The 15,324-nt window shown below is 63.2% G+C and carries 18 protein-coding genes; 9 read left to right on the top strand and 9 right to left on the bottom strand.

What is annotated here, in order from left to right; translation table 11 throughout:
* Window positions 1-54: 54 nt before the first annotated feature.
* The 3 genes from H290_RS0108515 (at window position 55) to H290_RS0108505 (ending at window position 2,336) form a co-directional block, all read left to right on the top strand.
* A complete protein-coding gene (locus H290_RS0108515) occupies window positions 55-1,212 on the top strand; it encodes a sensor histidine kinase (RefSeq protein ID WP_020106369.1) in 1,158 nt (385 codons plus the stop codon).
* A complete protein-coding gene (locus tag H290_RS0108510; protein ID WP_020106368.1) occupies window positions 1,200-1,844 on the top strand; it encodes a response regulator transcription factor in 645 nt (214 codons plus the stop codon). Before H290_RS0108515 ends, H290_RS0108510 begins: the two co-directional genes overlap by 13 nt.
* Window positions 1,845-1,925: 81 nt before the next feature.
* Window positions 1,926-2,336 (top strand): YccF domain-containing protein, encoded by a 411-nt coding sequence (locus tag H290_RS0108505; protein WP_028462950.1) that lies wholly within the window; start codon window positions 1,926-1,928, stop codon window positions 2,334-2,336.
* 28 nt (window positions 2,337-2,364) lie between these two features.
* Here the strand turns inward: H290_RS0108505 and H290_RS0108500 are convergent, their stop codons facing one another.
* The 3 genes from H290_RS0108500 to H290_RS0108490 form a co-directional block, all read right to left on the bottom strand.
* Window positions 2,365-2,766, bottom strand: a complete 402-nt coding sequence (locus tag H290_RS0108500; protein WP_020106366.1) for a nitroreductase family deazaflavin-dependent oxidoreductase — start codon at window positions 2,764-2,766, stop codon at window positions 2,365-2,367.
* A gap of 21 nt (window positions 2,767-2,787) precedes the next feature.
* Window positions 2,788-3,657: a hypothetical protein gene (locus tag H290_RS0108495; RefSeq protein WP_020106365.1), complete on the bottom strand. Its 870-nt coding sequence runs from the start codon at window positions 3,655-3,657 to the stop codon at window positions 2,788-2,790.
* Window positions 3,658-3,727: 70 nt separating this feature from the next.
* Window positions 3,728-4,219 (bottom strand): DUF6328 family protein, encoded by a 492-nt coding sequence (locus H290_RS0108490; protein ID WP_020106364.1) that lies wholly within the window; start codon window positions 4,217-4,219, stop codon window positions 3,728-3,730.
* A 122-nt stretch (window positions 4,220-4,341) separates the two neighbouring features.
* Here H290_RS0108490 and H290_RS0108485 point away from each other — a divergent pair, with 122 nt between their 5' ends.
* Together H290_RS0108485 and H290_RS28135 are read left to right on the top strand one after the other, a co-directional pair.
* The gene (locus H290_RS0108485; RefSeq protein WP_020106363.1) at window positions 4,342-5,238 is read left to right on the top strand and encodes an alpha/beta fold hydrolase; all 897 of its coding nucleotides are present in this window, start codon (window positions 4,342-4,344) and stop codon (window positions 5,236-5,238) included.
* A gap of 25 nt (window positions 5,239-5,263) precedes the next feature.
* Window positions 5,264-6,634: an MFS transporter gene (locus H290_RS28135; protein WP_020106362.1), complete on the top strand. Its 1,371-nt coding sequence runs from the start codon at window positions 5,264-5,266 to the stop codon at window positions 6,632-6,634.
* A gap of 10 nt (window positions 6,635-6,644) precedes the next feature.
* Here H290_RS28135 and H290_RS0108475 read toward each other — a convergent pair whose 3' ends face one another.
* Complete coding sequence (locus tag H290_RS0108475; protein ID WP_020106361.1) at window positions 6,645-7,337, bottom strand: hypothetical protein; 693 nt, start codon at window positions 7,335-7,337, stop codon at window positions 6,645-6,647.
* 124 nt (window positions 7,338-7,461) lie between these two features.
* Between H290_RS0108475 and H290_RS0108470 the strand changes: the two genes are divergently transcribed.
* Window positions 7,462-8,367 carry an SDR family oxidoreductase gene (locus H290_RS0108470; RefSeq protein WP_020106360.1) on the top strand — a complete coding sequence of 302 codons (906 nt, stop codon included), beginning with the start codon at window positions 7,462-7,464 and terminating at the stop codon, window positions 8,365-8,367.
* On the opposite strand, the gene H290_RS0108465 is transcribed toward H290_RS0108470, so the two are convergent.
* Window positions 8,360-9,184, bottom strand: a complete 825-nt coding sequence (locus tag H290_RS0108465; protein WP_020106359.1) for an aldo/keto reductase — start codon at window positions 9,182-9,184, stop codon at window positions 8,360-8,362. The two genes, H290_RS0108470 and H290_RS0108465, sit on opposite strands and share 8 nt — an antisense overlap.
* 197 nt (window positions 9,185-9,381) lie before the next feature.
* Between H290_RS0108465 and H290_RS0108460 the strand changes: the two genes are divergently transcribed.
* Entirely contained in the window at window positions 9,382-10,980 is a 1,599-nt protein-coding gene (locus H290_RS0108460) for an FAD-dependent oxidoreductase (RefSeq protein WP_020106358.1), read from the top strand.
* Window positions 10,977-11,330 carry a ferredoxin family protein gene (locus tag H290_RS0108455; protein WP_020106357.1) on the top strand — a complete coding sequence of 118 codons (354 nt, stop codon included), beginning with the start codon at window positions 10,977-10,979 and terminating at the stop codon, window positions 11,328-11,330. Before H290_RS0108460 ends, H290_RS0108455 begins: the two co-directional genes overlap by 4 nt.
* Window positions 11,331-11,347: 17 nt before the next feature.
* On the opposite strand, the gene H290_RS0108450 is transcribed toward H290_RS0108455, so the two are convergent.
* The 4 genes from H290_RS0108450 to H290_RS0108435 form a co-directional block, all read right to left on the bottom strand.
* Entirely contained in the window at window positions 11,348-12,550 is a 1,203-nt protein-coding gene (locus H290_RS0108450) for an SGNH/GDSL hydrolase family protein (RefSeq protein WP_020106356.1), read from the bottom strand.
* 32 nt (window positions 12,551-12,582) lie between these two features.
* Entirely contained in the window at window positions 12,583-13,152 is a 570-nt protein-coding gene (locus H290_RS0108445) for a TetR/AcrR family transcriptional regulator (protein WP_020106355.1), read from the bottom strand.
* Window positions 13,153-13,278: 126 nt separating this feature from the next.
* The gene (locus H290_RS0108440; protein ID WP_020106354.1) at window positions 13,279-14,133 is read right to left on the bottom strand and encodes an oxygenase MpaB family protein; all 855 of its coding nucleotides are present in this window, start codon (window positions 14,131-14,133) and stop codon (window positions 13,279-13,281) included.
* Between the two features lie 104 nt (window positions 14,134-14,237).
* Window positions 14,238-14,717: a nitroreductase family deazaflavin-dependent oxidoreductase gene (locus H290_RS0108435; RefSeq protein ID WP_020106353.1), complete on the bottom strand. Its 480-nt coding sequence runs from the start codon at window positions 14,715-14,717 to the stop codon at window positions 14,238-14,240.
* Between the two features lie 461 nt (window positions 14,718-15,178).
* Between H290_RS0108435 and H290_RS30605 the strand changes: the two genes are divergently transcribed.
* Window positions 15,179-15,324, top strand: a 146-nt coding sequence (locus H290_RS30605) for a twin-arginine translocation signal domain-containing protein (protein ID WP_155976769.1), incomplete at its 3' end; no start/stop codon positions are given.

Here is a 15,324-nt window from a genome sequence, read left to right as displayed (position 1 = left end):
GCTTTCTGCCGCGGAGCCCTGCACCATGGAGTTCTTGCACCACAGCAACACCAGATGCACGGCACCAGCGCCGAGGTCGGAGAGGACACCGTGAACGCCCACGAGGAACCCACGCTTGTGGTCCGGTGGTTGCGGGCGGCAATGTTCGCCCTGATCACCACGCTGCTGGCCCCGGTGGCGTTGGTGCTGTTCATCGTGCAGATCGTCGCGATCCCGCTGGTACTGATCTCCGTGGGTGCCCTGGTCCTGTACGTCGAGGTCCCGATCGTCGGTGCCTTCTGCAACCTCCATCGCCGGATCTCGGCCGGCGTACTGGATCGTCCGTGGCGGCCTGGCGACTACAAACCTCTCCACAACCGCCGCGGGATCTTTCACCTGCTGTCGGTGTGGAGTTCGGACTCACTGCGCTGGCGGGATCTCGGATGGCTCGCGCTGGCATCAACGGTCGGCTTCGCGATCTCGCTCGTCGGCGTGATCTTCGCCGCCACCCTGATCCTGCTGCCGTTTGTCGAACCGCTGATGAAGGCCCGGGCCGCCATGGATCTGGGGATCTTGAACCGTAGCCGCGCCGAGGTCTTGGAGGCCCGGGTCCACGAGGTGACCGAATCCCGTGCTGCGACAGTCGATTCGGCAGCCGAAGAGCTACGCCGCGTCGAGCGGGATCTGCATGACGGGGCCCAGGCCCGGCTCGCGGCGCTGGGCATGACCATCGGCCTGGCCGAGAGTCAGCTCGACAAAGATCCCGACGCCGCCAAACAACTGATGGCGGAGGCCAGGGCTTCTGCGATCGCCGCACTGGGCGATCTGCGGTCGGTGGTGCGCGGAATCCATCCACCGGTACTCGCCGATCGTGGGGTGGGCCCCGCCGTCGAAGCCCTCGCGCTCGACATGCCAATGGCGATCACCCTGAATCTTGCTGTCCATGAACGTCTTCCGGCCGCGATGGAGAACGCGGTGTACTTCGCGGTCGCCGAGGCCCTGGCCAACATCGGCAAACACTCCCGCGCCCGGAACGCCTGGATCTACATGGGTATCTTCGAGGGTGTGCTCAGAGTCGAGGTGGGTGACGACGGGATCGGCGGGGCCGTGGCCACGGGATCGGGATTGCACGGTGTCACCCAGCGGCTGAAGGCCCTCGACGGCTCGTTGTATGTGCACAGTCCGGTCGGTGGTCCGACGATCGTCTCCATGGAGGTGCCATGCGCGTCGTGATCGGCGAAGACCACGCCCTGCTACGGGATGGACTGTCGCGCATCCTCGCCGCTCACCAGATGGATGTTGTTGCCGCCGTGGACAATGCCACCGAACTCGATGCCGCACTCGCCGACGGATCCGTCGACCTTGCGGTCCTCGATGTCCGGATGCCCCCGACTTTCACCGACGAGGGCTTGCGGGCCGCCATCAAGATTCGCCGTAAGCGCCCCGGTTTTCCGGTGCTGGTGCTGTCCCAGTACGTCGAGCAGCTCTACGCTCGTGAGTTGCTGGAAAGCGGTGAAGGTGCGGTCGGATATCTGCTGAAGGACCGCGTAGCCAACGTTGCCGGGTTCATCGATGCGGTCCGTCAGGTCTATGGCGGCGGCACGGTCCTCGACCCCGAAGTGGTGTCCCAGCTGCTGACCGGCCAGCACTCCGACGGACCCCTCGATCGGCTGTCGACCCGCGAGCGAGAAGTTTTGTCGCTGATGGCCGAGGGCCGGTCGAATGCGGCGATCGCCGACGCCATGTTCGTGACCGAAAAGGCCGTGAGCAAACACTCCAACAGCATCTTCACCAAACTCGACCTGCCGGTCTCCGCCGACGACAACCGTCGGGTACTGGCTGTCCTCGCCTACCTCGGCGTCTGAACCCCCGCCCGGCTCATCGCCCCACTCCCGAAAAATTATTCACCCGAACAGAACTCAGGGAACTTTGGCACAATGAACCCAGTGAAGACCATTCTGAACGTCATCTGGCTCGTGCTCTGCGGATTCTGGATGGCGTTGGGATACATCGCCGCCGGCATCATCTGCTGCATCCTGATCATCACCATCCCCTTCGGAATCGCGTCGTTCCGGATCGCCGCCTATGCCCTGTGGCCGTTCGGCCGGACAGTTGTTCGCAAACCCACCGCCGGTATCGGATCAGCGATCGGCAACGTCATCTGGCTCATCTTCGCCGGCATCTGGCTGGCCATCGGGCACATCTTCTTCGGGATCCTTCTGTGCTGCACCATCATCGGCATCCCGCTGGGTATCGCCAGCTTCAAGATGATCCCGGTCTCACTGCTCCCGCTCGGTGCGGAGATCGTCGACACCGACCGCGGCGCCCTGGTCCCGCCTTATAAAGCAGCCGCCTGACGCACGCCGGCCGATGAACGCCGGGGCCTCAGGCCGGAGTCAGCGCAACCACCGGGATCACCCGGGTGGTTCGCTTCTCATAGTCGGCGAAGCCGGGCATTACTGACCGCTGCTGCTCGTAGATCCGGTCGCGGTCAGGACCGGTGACCTCGGAGGCGGTCACCGCGACAGTGTCGCCACCGATCTCGATGGTGGTGTCCGGGTTGGCCTTCAGGTTGCGGAACCACTGCGGATCCTCCTCGTGTCCGGCGTAGCTGGCGAAGATGTAATTGGCGCCCTCCCCCGCCTGATACACGAGCGGCGTTACGTAGTCCTTGCCGCTCTTGACGCCTTTGTGGTGCAGCAGCAGCAGTGGCGCGCCTTCGAAGTTGCCACCGACTTTGCCGTCGTTGGTCCGGAACTCGGCAATGATGTCGTCATTGAAACCCATGGTGCCGAGTGTAAGTGGTGATCACCCCACCTCGTCTAGTCCACGACCGATCGGGGTCACCGACGGGATCTCACCGCTTGCCACCACCGCTGTGGTGAGTTCCATCAATGACGTCGTCAGATCGTCGACGTCGCTGTCGGTCAGTCGCGCGTACGCGGGTGCAGCGAGCCGGTCGGTGGTGTTCTCTATCTCCGCCTTGAGTGCGCGACCGGCAGGTGTGATCGCGCCGGAGAGGTCGAGGAGACCACGATCTGCCAGCCTTGCCGTCACCGACTCCCATTCTTCCTCGGTGTAATGGCGGCTGGTTTCGAGAACCGACCGTGGGATCGCCGTCGCGGTGGCATGCAGGACACCGGCTTCCCGCCCGGTGATCCCGGCCGTGGTCAGAGCTGCCACATGGCCGTCGCCCCGGTGTTCGCGCAACAGGGTCGCCGCATGCCAAAGGGCACCGATCCGATCGGCAGGCCAGGGCAACGCCGCGTTGGCGGCAAACAGTGCCCGCCCGCCGAGGTCCGCGTTCTGCGCCACCGGGTAGAGCACCGCGACCGCCCGATCGACGGCATCGGCGGCCCCGTCGCCGAGCATGCGCGACAGCGTCGCCACCGCGGCATCCTGACGGACCTTCAATGCCGTCTCCGGAGGGGCGAAGTCCCACGCGTCCGGGATGGCCCGCGCTACGTGGGACGGCGCGAAGTTGTAGAACAGCGCCGTGACGATCTCCGGACCCACCGGTCCGAGTGGTGCGGCCCGGGCAGCGAAGTAGCCCATCCAGAATCCGCGGTACCCGGCCGCCGAGAGCGCCTCACGGGTTTCGTCGGAGAAGTAGGTGACGGCATGCACAGGTTCGAGGAACCGCCACAGTCGCCGAGCCGTGGGCAAGTCGATGGCCATGAATCGAGCATGCCACCGGGGTCGTGACGCACACCAGGATTCGGCGGGTTCATGACCGTCATGATCAAAACTAGTCGATGTGGCGGTACCGCCACGGAAAGAGAAACCAGAAGTAGACAAACGACAGCGCCGCCACCCCACCTGCCACCGACCCTGCGATCCGCCCCACCACCAGCTCGAACACCATCATGACAACCCCGGTCATCGCCACCCCGATGAGGATCAGGCCACCGAGCGCAAAGCGTTGCGCGGACTGCACCAGTTCCGCCAACCGGTGCCTGCGAAAAAGGATGCGGTGCATCGAGGCCGGTGCCAGCAACAGCACGGTTGCGCCGACAGATGCCGACAGCGTCAACAGGTAGACGGTCCGGAAGAAATCGTCCTGATCGTAGAAGAGGCTCTGGAACGGAATCGTGAGGAGAAAGCCGGTGAGTACCTGGATACCCGTCTGCACCACACGCAATTCCTGCAGCAGGCTCAACCAGTTGCGGTCGAGTCGCTCAGTCGGGGTCTCGTTGCGTTCCTTGTCATCCCACTCGTCTTTGTCGAGATCACTCGCCATCGATCAATCGTGGGCGCAGCTGAGCCCCGAGGCAACCATTTCAAGAAGTTGCGTCCCGACAAACAACCGGTTTCCGCTGGTCGATAGGCTGAGGGAACATTTGCGTGGCGAAGGAGTAACTGATGACGGCCGACACATCCAGCCCGATCACGGAGCCGCGTTGGTTTGCCGCCGCGCTGGCCAACAAGCCCGAACACCGCGATGTGCAGATCAACGGCTCGCGCGTGCACCTGCGCTGCTGGGGCGACGAAGGCAGGCCCGGTGTCGTTCTGGTCCACGGTGGCTCGGCTCATTCCGGTTGGTGGGACCACATCGCCCCGCTCCTCGCGTCGTCGCATCGAGTGGTCGCGATTGACCTCTCCGGCCACGGTGACAGCGAGATCCGCGAGCAGTACCCGATGGACCAGTGGACGAGCGAGGTCATCGAGGTGGCCAAGGCCGGCGGGATTTCCGGCAAGCCCTACGTGGTCGGGCACAGCATGGGCGGATGGGTGACCGCGATACTCGGCGCAACTCACAACGATGCCGCGGCAGGCCTGGTCATCATCGACTCACCCCTGTTCGACGAACCGCCGGAGGAGATCATCATCCGGCAGCTCGCGCGCGTCCCGAAGGCGCATCCGAACAAGGAGGAGATCTGCGTCCGGTTCCGGACCGAGCCACGGCAGGACACCCTGTTGCCCTACGTGGCCCGGCATGTCGCCGAAGAATCGGTGAAAGAGACCGAGGCCGGGTGGGTGTGGAAGTTCGATCCGGAGATGTTCCGCAAACGGCACGAAGCCGGTCGCATGGTGAATCTGCGCGAACTGCTCACCCAAATCGTGACCCCGTCGCTGTACATCCGGTGCGAGCTGGGCATGGTCAGTCCCGAAATGGCCCAGGAAATCGCTGGCCTGTTCGCGAACCCGGCAACGGTGGTCGACCTCCCGGATGCCGGTCATCACCCGATGTTTGATCAGCCGCTGCCGCTGGTGGCCATCCTGAGAACGGTGTTGGCACAGTGGGACTCAGCACGGTGACACTTTCGGTGGGTCCCGTTCACTGATGACCGCGAACAGCCAACCGCCCCGGTATGGCGTCCTGCTGTTCACCCTGAGCCTGGTCACCACGATCACGTCCATCGTCAGCAGTCTCGGCGCGCCCCTGGTCCCGAAGATCTCCACCGAGTTCGACATCGAGATCACCCAGGCCCAGTGGACACTGACTGCGACATTGCTCATGGCAGCCATCTCGACGCCGGTCCTCGGCCGGCTGGGTGGCGGTTCATGGCGACGTCCGACGATTCTTGTCGGACTTCTCATCGTGACCGCCGGCTGCGTCTTGTCCGCTCTGCCACTGGGTTTCGTGGCCTTGGTGATCGGCCGGACGTTCCAGGGAGTCGGCATGGCGCTGGTACCCCTTGCGATGGCAGTTGCCCGTGAATCGTTTGCGGTGTCGCGGTTGGCCCCGGCAATCGCAATATTGTCGGTGGCCGGTGTCGCCGGAGCCGGACTCGGCTATCCGATCACCGCAACCGTCGCAGACCTGTGGGGGTTGCATACCGCCTACTGGCTCGGTGCATCTCTCAGCCTGATCACACTGATCCTGGCCCTCCGATACATTCCTTCATCGCGTGCTTCCACCCGGATGCCGGTGGATTGGATTGGCGCGCTGCTGTTGTCGAGCGGTACCGGCACCTTCCTGCTCGCTGTCAGCCATGGTGAGACCTGGGGATGGCTCTCCGCTCGTACGCTCGGTCTGGCAGTCGTCGGTGTCGCCGCGTTCACGCTGTGGATCGTGTGGTCGCTGCGCTGTGACCAGCCACTTGTCGACCTGCGCCTCGCGGTCCGGCCCGGGGTTGCGGCACCGAACCTTGTTGCAGCGGGCGGTGGTATCGCGATGTACACGCTGCTGACGCTTGTCATCGTGCTCGTCCAGAACCCTGACTGGGGGCTGGACAAATCGCTCACCGTCGCCGGGCTGATGTTGACGCCCTACTCTCTGATGAGCGTTGTCGGCAGTCGGTTGTCGCTGGCTGCGGTGAGCAGATTCGGCCCAGACCTGGTGCTGCCGTTGGGCTGCGCGATCTTCATGTGCTCCACCGTGGGTCTGGCCGTGGCTCACAACCACGTCGCCTGGGCAGTGCTCTGGATGACCATCGGGGGTCTGGGAAGCGGATTCAGCTTCTCTTCGCTGGCGGTGCTGATCATTCCGCACATTCCCAGCGAAGAGACCGGCAGCGCAATGGCTTTCAACTTGGTGCTCCGGTACCTGGGATTCACCGTGGGAAGCGCGGTCAGCGTTGCCCTGATGGCCGTCTACGGTGGCGGCGACCAAGGGTTCGTGTTGACCCTCATCACGGTGTCCGTGGTTTTTGCTGCCGTGGGCATCGGTGCCTGGCTCCTGAGCAAACGCGTCCCGACCACCGCATCGTGATCGGCGGACCTCACCGCTCGAGCTGACCTGCCACCCGCTGCTCGAGCTGTTGCGTGGTGGCCGCCGGCAACACGATCAGCCCGTCGAGTTCTTTGCGGGCTCTCGCATAGGCACTGCGCCGTTCCTCCGGGCTCGCGCCGGCATCCTGAGCCAGTTGGAGCAGACGTTGCGCCCGCTGCAAACGCTGCTGCTCCTCGTCACTGAACCCCGACCGGCGACGCCGTTTCGCTTCGGTCTCGGCCACATCGAAGGCGGTGGCGTATGCGTGCACCGCATCGCGATATTCACGCCGCCGATCACTGTCGTCGACGAGGTCATCGACGCTGTCCGGCCGCAACAAATCGGTCCTGCGTTTCGCCCGGTGGAACTCGATGGTGAGCGGTTCACGCAGGTCGATCATCATCGGGAAGTCGAGCAAGGTCGCCGCATCGAGTTCGTAGGCGAACCAGCGCACATCGGTCTGGTTGTGCTGATCGAGACTCTTCGCGATGTCCCGTCGCACAGCTTCGGCGTCCACCCGCCGTTGACCGGACGCCTCGAGTTCCGCAAGCTTCGTCTGCTGTTTGAGGCGGTACCGCTCCTGTCTGCGCTCGGCGCGACGCTCATTGGCCGCACCGATCGCCTTGAGACCACCACCGATGGCGCCACCGAACACGAACACCAGCCAGAAGTAGTTGCCCACGAACTCGAAGAACGCATCCACAACTACAGGATGCCGGATCTACCGATCTGCGACGTTTTCCCTGTTTTCCGACCCCGGCGGGCTACTAGGATCTAGCTGTCCACACCTGCAAGAGATCGCCCCCACCTCGGCAAAGGATGCAGCCATGGCGACACTGCGCAACAAGGTCGTTTTCATCACCGGGGCCGGGAGCGGTATCGGCGCCGCCACCGCCCGCGCGCTGGCCGCTCGTGGCGCGAAAGTGATCCTCGTCGACGTCGACGAGAATTCGCTCCGTCAACTGGCCGACGAACTCGGACCGAAAGCCGCCATCTCCGCGGTCGCGGACGTGACCGATCTGGCCGCAATGCAGGCCGCCGTAGACACCGGCGTGAATGCTTTCGGAGGGATCGATGCGGTCCTGGCCAACGCCGGAATAGCGAGCTACGGGTCGGTGCTGCACGTCGATCCGGTGACGTTTCGCCGCGTGATCGACATCAACGTCACCGGGGTTTTCCATACGGTCCGGGCAGCCCTGCCACACCTGATCGCACGACAGGGCTACGTGCTGGTGGTGTCATCGATGGCCGCCTACGTAGCGGGGCCGGGGATGGCCGCCTACGCCGCCAGCAAAGCCGGGGTCGAGAACTTTGCCAACGCCCTGCGGCTAGAAGTCGCACATCAGGGTGTTGCGGTGGGCAGCGCCCACATGTCGTGGATCGATACCCCGCTGGTGCGTGACTCTCAGCGAGATCTGTCCACGTTCACCGAGATGCTCGACTCTTTGCCCGGGCCGCTGAGCAAGCTGGTGCCGGTGGAAGACTGTGCCGGCGCATTTGTTCGCGGGATCGAACGGCGCAAGCGCCGTGTTTACGTGCCACGCTGGGTCGGCCTGATGCGTTGGTTCAAGCCTGCATTCTCATCCGCCGCCGTCGGTCGTCAACTCGCCGAGACGGTACCGACGACCCTTCCGCTGATGGACCAGGAGACAGCAGCACTCGGCCGATTCACCAGCGCACGGAACCTGGCGACCGGCGTCGTGCCACCCGGCGGACCTGACGCCCTCAGTTGAGGTCGGCGGGGTCCGGCCCAATCCGCTCAGCCCGGTCCAAGCTGTTCAAGAGATTCAATTGGTCTGTCGTCAAGGTGATTTCAGCTGCAGCGAGGTTCTCGGCAATCCGTGAGACGTTGGTGGATCGCGGGATGACGACATTCCCGATTGCCAGCTGCCACGCGATCAACACCTGCGCCGCACTGGCATCGAGTTCCGCGGCAATACTCGTGACAACGGGGTCGGCAAGAATTGCGCCGCCCCGGCCCAGCGGACTCCAGGCTTCGGTGACGATCCCGTGCTTCCGGTGGAACTCGCGCAGTTCCGGTTGGGCGAGATAGGGATGCAACTCGACCTGGTTGATCGACGGCGTCGACAGCCCCTCATCGAGCAACCGCTGCAGATCCACGACGCGGAAGTTCGACACACCGATCGCTCGCACAGCGCCGTCGGCCTGCAACTTCTCGAGCGCGCGCCAGCTGTCGACGAACTTGTCGCGTTCCGGCGTCGGCCAGTGGATGAGGTAGAGATCGATCACGTCGAGCCCCAGCGCGGCTCGGCTCTTCTCGAACGCCGCCAGCGTGGTCTCAAAGCCTTGCTCGCTGTTCCACAGCTTGGTTGTCACGAAGATGTCTGAGCGGTCGAGATCCGATCCTGCGACAGCCCTGCCGACTTCGGCTTCGTTGCCGTAGATCGCCGCCGTATCGATATGCCGATATCCGGCGCGCAGCGCCTCCTCGACAGTCGACTCGGTCACTTCTGGTACCACCTGGAAAACGCCCAGTCCCAGCTGCGGGATGCTCGTGCCGGCGGCTAGCTCGATCGATTGAAGGCTCATGGTGGACCATGCTGCCAAATACCGCCGCTAGTACCAGCCTTAAAACCTCTGTGCGGTAATTGATTCGATCGCGAGTCCTGCCCTTGGTCGAACAGAATCACCCTGACCACAACCATGCCCGCATCGCAATCCCGGTCCTAGTATTCCCAAAACACCCCATGTCGCCGATCAGGTGAGCGGCCTTTGTCAGGAGATACATGTCCACACCACTGGAGTTGTCCACCGATGTGCTCGTGATCGGAGGCGGTCCGGCCGCCGCCTGGGCCGCGCTGCACGCCCGTGAGAGCGGTGCCGGAGTGATCCTGGTGGACAAAGGCTATTGCGGAACAAGCGGTGCGACCGCACCGGCCGGAACCGGCGTCTGGTACGTCGCCCCTGACCCCGACCTGCGCAGCGCCGCGAAGGCCGGCCGCGAAGCGCTCGGTGGCCACCTGGCCTCTCATCATTGGATGGATCGGGTTCTGGCACAGACTTTCACGAACATGAAGCGAATCGGAACCGAGGGACGTTACCCCTTCCCCATCGACCCGAACACCGGCGCGCCGGACCGCTCCGGACTCCAGGGACCGGAGTACATGCGACGCATGCGGGCCTGGATCCAGCGAGCCGGGGTTCGGATTTTCGACCATTCCCCGGCCTTGGAGCTGCTGGTCGAAACTGACGGTTCGGTTCGTGGCGCGGCCGGATACCAACGCCACGAGAACCGCGACTACACAATCCTCGCCGGTGCAGTGGTTCTCGCAAGCGGCGGTTGTGCGTTTCTGTCCAGAGCTCTCGGCACCAATGTGAACACCGGCGACGGCGCACTCATGGCCGCAGAGGTGGGGGCCGAACTGTCCGGGATGGAGTTCTCGAACGCGTACGGGATTGCCGCCGCCGGATCGACCGTGACCAAGACGGCGTACTACGGCTATGCCACCTTCTTCCACGGCGACGGCCGGGTGATCGAGGGGGCCGGGTCGCTCAACGGGCGATCGGTGATCGCCGAAACCCTGTTGCAAGAAAAGGTCTTTGCGCAACTGGACCGGGCCAACGAAGACGTCCAGCAGAAAATGCGACGGGGTCAGCCCAACTTCTTCCTGCAGTTCGATCGCCAGGGGATCAATCCGTTCACCGACCGTTTCGAGGTCGACCTGCTCGCCGAGGGTACGGTCCGCGGCACCGGCGGCATCAACGTCATCGACGACTCCTGCGCCACCACTGTTCCGGGGCTGTATGCGGCCGGCGACGCGGCCACCCGGGAACGCATCTGTGGCGGCTTCACCGGTGGGGGCAGCCACAACTCGGCGTGGGCGATGTCGTCGGGAACATGGGCCGGCGCCGGTGCGGCCGCCCACGCACTCCGCCAAACCAGAAAGGTTGCCACCGCCGATGTCCTTGGCGCCGGCCGTGCCGGACTGCATCCCTCCGGGAAGCGAACCCTGCAGGCAGATGAGGTGATCACCGCGGCCCAGTCCCAACTTCTCCCGTTCGACAAGAACTACCTGCGCCACGGCGATCGGATGGTCGATGCGGCGGACCAACTGGACCAACTCTGGATCGACCTCTCGTCTGGGCTGGCGCCCACGGACGGGATCGAGCGCATTCGTTCCCGGCAGGCCGCGGCGATCACCGCAGTCGGACGATGGATGTACCGTTCTGCGCTGTCCCGCACCGAATCTCGAGGGATGAGCAAGCGCGACGACCATCCCGGACTGGATCCGCATCAGCATCACCACATCCTCACGGGTGGACTCGATAGCGTGTGGACGTCAACGAGCCCAGCGGACTCGGCTGCATTGGCACAAGCCTCATGATCGAACTAGTACTGGCGCAGGCCTGCATCGGGTGCGACAAATGCATCGACGCCTGCCCGACCGACGTGTTCGACCGCGGCCCCGATGGCATTCCGCAGATCGCGCGCCAGAGTGATTGCCAAACATGCTTCATGTGTGAGGCGTACTGCCCTACCGACGCGCTCTTCGTGTGGCCGGAGTCCACGCCCTTGCAAGACCGGTCTGTTTTGCTCGATGCCGAAGTCGGCTCCTACCGAGCAGAACTCGGCTGGGGCAACGGCCGCACACCGGGCAGTCGCCTGGCCGTCGGACCATCGATTCCACACGGCTCTCTACCGCCACGATTGACAGTCGACGAATTGTCATCCTGACCCGCGTCAGGTCCCGGCTATGAACTCGGCTCTGAGACCTGACTCGGATCGAGTGGTGCGCCTGCGCCGAAGGCGAGGGCGTTGAAACGCTCGGCGATGAGCGAATGGATGAACGAATCCGGATGCAGGTTGTCCGGAAGTGGGTGCTTCTGTGAATCCGTCTCTCCATATAGTGCGCGCCCATCGAGATACCACAGGTTCGGATCAGTTTGTTGCCGTTGCCGAACGAGGCGCTCGAGTTCGTCGCGGATGACACCGAGAGTCAGTTTGCCTTGAGCCACTTCGTCGGGGCGTCCCGTGGCGACGAAGTGGACCAATCCTTTGGCGAGAGCGTCGACGTCGAACGACGCCGGGCCGGGAGTGTTCTCGTGGATCGGGCAATAGATCGGTGAGACCACGAGAAGTGGAGTGTCAGCATGCTTTTCGCGAATTGTGTCGAGGAATCCATGCACGGCCGGTACGAAGGCGCGAAGACGCATCACGTCGGTGTTCACGATGTTGATGCCCAGTTTGAGACTGATCAGGTCTGCGGGGGTGTCCCGCAGGGTGCGCGCAGTGAACGGGTCGAGAAGTGCGCTACCGCCGAAACCCAGGTTGATCAGGTCCACGGTGCCGGCGCGGGCGGCTACCGCCGGCCAGATGTCCGTGGGGTACACCGCATTCGAGCCCTGGCTGATCGAGCTTCCGTGGTGCAGCCACACCGGATTTTCACGCGAAGTCAGGGCATCCAGTGGTGCGTCGGAGTGCAGCGAGATCAGTTCGATCACCTCGTTGTGCGGCAACCATATTTCGACCATTTTGTCATCGGCCGGGAGCTCGGAGAACGTGATCGTACAGGCCGGACCCTGTTGGTTCTCAACGGAACCCGTCGCCATGTTGACGGTATTCGAGACGCCACCGCTGGTGGTCGCGCGACTCACGAACACACCGTCGATGAGGAGTTCGATCACGCCATCAGGACGCGGCGGCAGACCCTCGTAGACGACTCTCGATCGAAGAGCAACGAGCTCGATCACCGTCGCGCTGGTCCGAAAGGCAAGTCGCACGCCCGATGGCTGGGCCTCCGCCATCGTCAGTTGTGAATCAGCGCCTTGAGCACGAGCCCACGCCGGAAGGCGGTGAATGAGGGTGCCGCCGCCCGCTGTCCGTTCCAATTCAATCGCGCCTCGGACAATGTCCGAGGTGATCGGAGTGGTGAAGCCTACGTTCGAGAGGGACATGACTCTGCTTTCATTGTGGTGAACCCGATGATCTATGGAGTCGGCCAGTGCCGCAGCAGCGCGTCGAGCACGTCCAGAATCCGGGTCCAGGACTCATCGGGACCGGGGGCGCTGTGGTCGAAACTGCCCGCCAACTCCAAGGTCACGTATCCCTGGAACACACTCCCGAGCAGCCGCACCGCGTGCGTGAAATCCTCGTCCGGTACCCCGTACCCACGCAGGATCGCGTGCATCATCTGGCTGTGTTGCGGGCCGGCGCTCGTGACTGCGGTCTGCGGATCGACCCGGTGGTTGGCCGCAGCAAATCGACCCGGGTGTTCTCGAGCGTACGTGCGGTAGGTACTGCCCAGCGCAATCAGCGCATCTCCACCCGCACGACCCGCCAACGCCTCCGACGCCTGCGTCGCGAGTTCATCGAGAGCAAGAAGCGCTATTCGGGTTTTCAGGTCATCAGTGCTCTGGACATGCGAATACAGGCTCGCGGATTTGACGCCGAATCGACGGGCCAGGGCGGTGAGGGTGACGTGTTCAAAACCGACTTCATCAGCCAACTCTGCGCCCGCCGAGGTGAGACGGTCGGCCGTCAGACCTACACGAGTCATCGCACTGTCCCCTACCTCATCCCGTCGAACCCTAATAGGCAATAAGCTACACCATGTAGCTTTCCGCTTCGGGATCGGGATCCCCCGGTCGACAAAGGCGAGGACGGCAGGGTTATGACGCGGCTATCAGACGAGTGGGCGTCCTAGGCGCGCACGTACTCGTACGTCCCACAGCAGGGCGCGAAACGGGAACTGTGACAACCAGAGTGGCGTATGTCGTTCTCGCTCGACGTGTTGCCGAATGTACCCGTCGAACCATGCCTGATCGGCGTCTGTCCACGGCACCCGGAGCGCGTTCCTGAACTCCGGCGGTAGATAGCCGATGGTGCGACGAAACTTGACGGGCCCATACCTCTGCGCGATGACTGGGTGAACGTATTCGAAATGGGCAATGCCGAGCAGGAATTCGCGCACCTCATCGCTGATTTCGATGTTCGCGATCTGTCGGTGCCAGTAGTCATTGAACGCCGTGCGATTCCTCGGCCACAGTTCCGAAGGCATCTGCAAGGTGGTTCCGCAGACTTTCCCCTGTTGGTAGAACGTTTCCCGCTCGACACCGACAAGCGGGCCGTGAACCCGTTCGTAGATGTCCTCCCAGCCGAAGTAGAGGCATGCTGCGACCCAGAGCTGCAGTTCCGGGTTCATTGCGTTGTATTCAACGGGACTGTCGTTGTCGGATCGCACCTGCACATGCTGGCGATTGACCGCCTGCCGGTAGCGCCGACGATCTGCGGCGCTGCCCAATGCGGCTACCGCGAGGTAGGACGTCGTGGTTCGTGCTCTCTTGACCGGATGGCGATCGAGCCGGCCGTTCTCTACCTTGCTGCGTGCCACTCCGTACCCGACTGCAGGATTGGCGAGTTGCATGATCACATTCGCGGTCGTCATCGTCCGTCCCATCGAGAGTAGGGACCGCGCAAACAATCTGCTATCGATCTGGTCCATCTCGGTACGCGACATCGCGCGCTTGCTTCCCGTCATTCGCCCGCCCCCTTATTCTGATAACATCCGTAGTCAGAATAGCTTATCGGCGTGATATCGGCGACCGATTTCTGACGCAGACCCGGCCGGTCGGAGTGAACAGGTCACTTCGGTTGGCAGATGATCACCGGGATCTTTCGGTCGGTCCAGCTCTGGTAGGTGTCGAAATCGGCGTAGATCTCCACCAGTTGCGGCCACAGTCGTTCACGCTCGGTGTCGGTGGCCTCGTGGGCCCGCATGACCGTTGTGGTCGAACCTTCTTGAATGGTGACATCGGGATTTGCGGTCAGGTTCAGGTACCACGCCGGATTCGATGCCAAGCCACTCTGCGATGCGACCACCACGACGTCGGCGCCGTCACGCAAGTAGAGCAGTGGGACGGTGCGCGCTTTCCCGGATTTGCGCCCGATGGTCGTCAGCAGGATGACCGGTACCGGTTTCTTGAAGCCGGCACCGAGCCGCCACTTTGATCCGAACCTGCCCCCGCTCATCTTGTAAACCCGCGCGTTCAAGCGGGATCCGAGTTTGATGAAAGTGCTGTACGCCTTGGAATTGAGGGCCTTGGGCGTTTGCTGTTGGGGCACGAGACCTCAGATTCGTTCGATGATTTGTTCCGGTGGTGGCCTTCTGCTCACCGTACTCAGTGCACATACTTCGGCTTCCATTGCAACCACCACACCCGAATATGGTGCAAATTCCCAAGATTGGTTGCAGATGAAACTAAATACGCTTGTGTGTAGCGCATCTCGTTCACATCACCATACGAGACTCTGCTCGATATATGTCATATGAATGAACGATCACCCGCGAAACCACGTCAGGTATGCGAGAGGTGTGCGCGCCAAAGGCAGCCTCGCCGCAGGCCATCTGGCGCCGGGTGCACCCGACCCGAGGCCGAAACGCACCAACACCTCAGCAGCGAACGGCGCGCCGATTGGACACAGAAACCCACGCTTGTCATCACGACACAGAGATGCTCCAATGAGACGAAGATACGGAAACCGTATCAATGCCACATTCTGGTATCGGGGGACGGGGAGTCGAGATGGACAAATTCAATAGGCGCAACATGCTCAAGGCCGGCGGGGTGGTCGGGGCGGCGGGTGCGTTCAGCCTGATTGCCCCGGCAACTCCTTGGACGTGGTCGCCGGCCGGCTCGGTCCCGGGCATTGGTAGCGGCGCTGATCCGCG

It is taken from the genome of Nocardia sp. 348MFTsu5.1, assembly GCF_000383535.1.
GTDB classification, from domain to species: domain Bacteria; phylum Actinomycetota; class Actinomycetes; order Mycobacteriales; family Mycobacteriaceae; genus Williamsia; species Williamsia faeni.
Note: the sequence above shows the minus strand (reverse complement) of the source record. Positions and strands in the feature narration are given on the sequence as shown.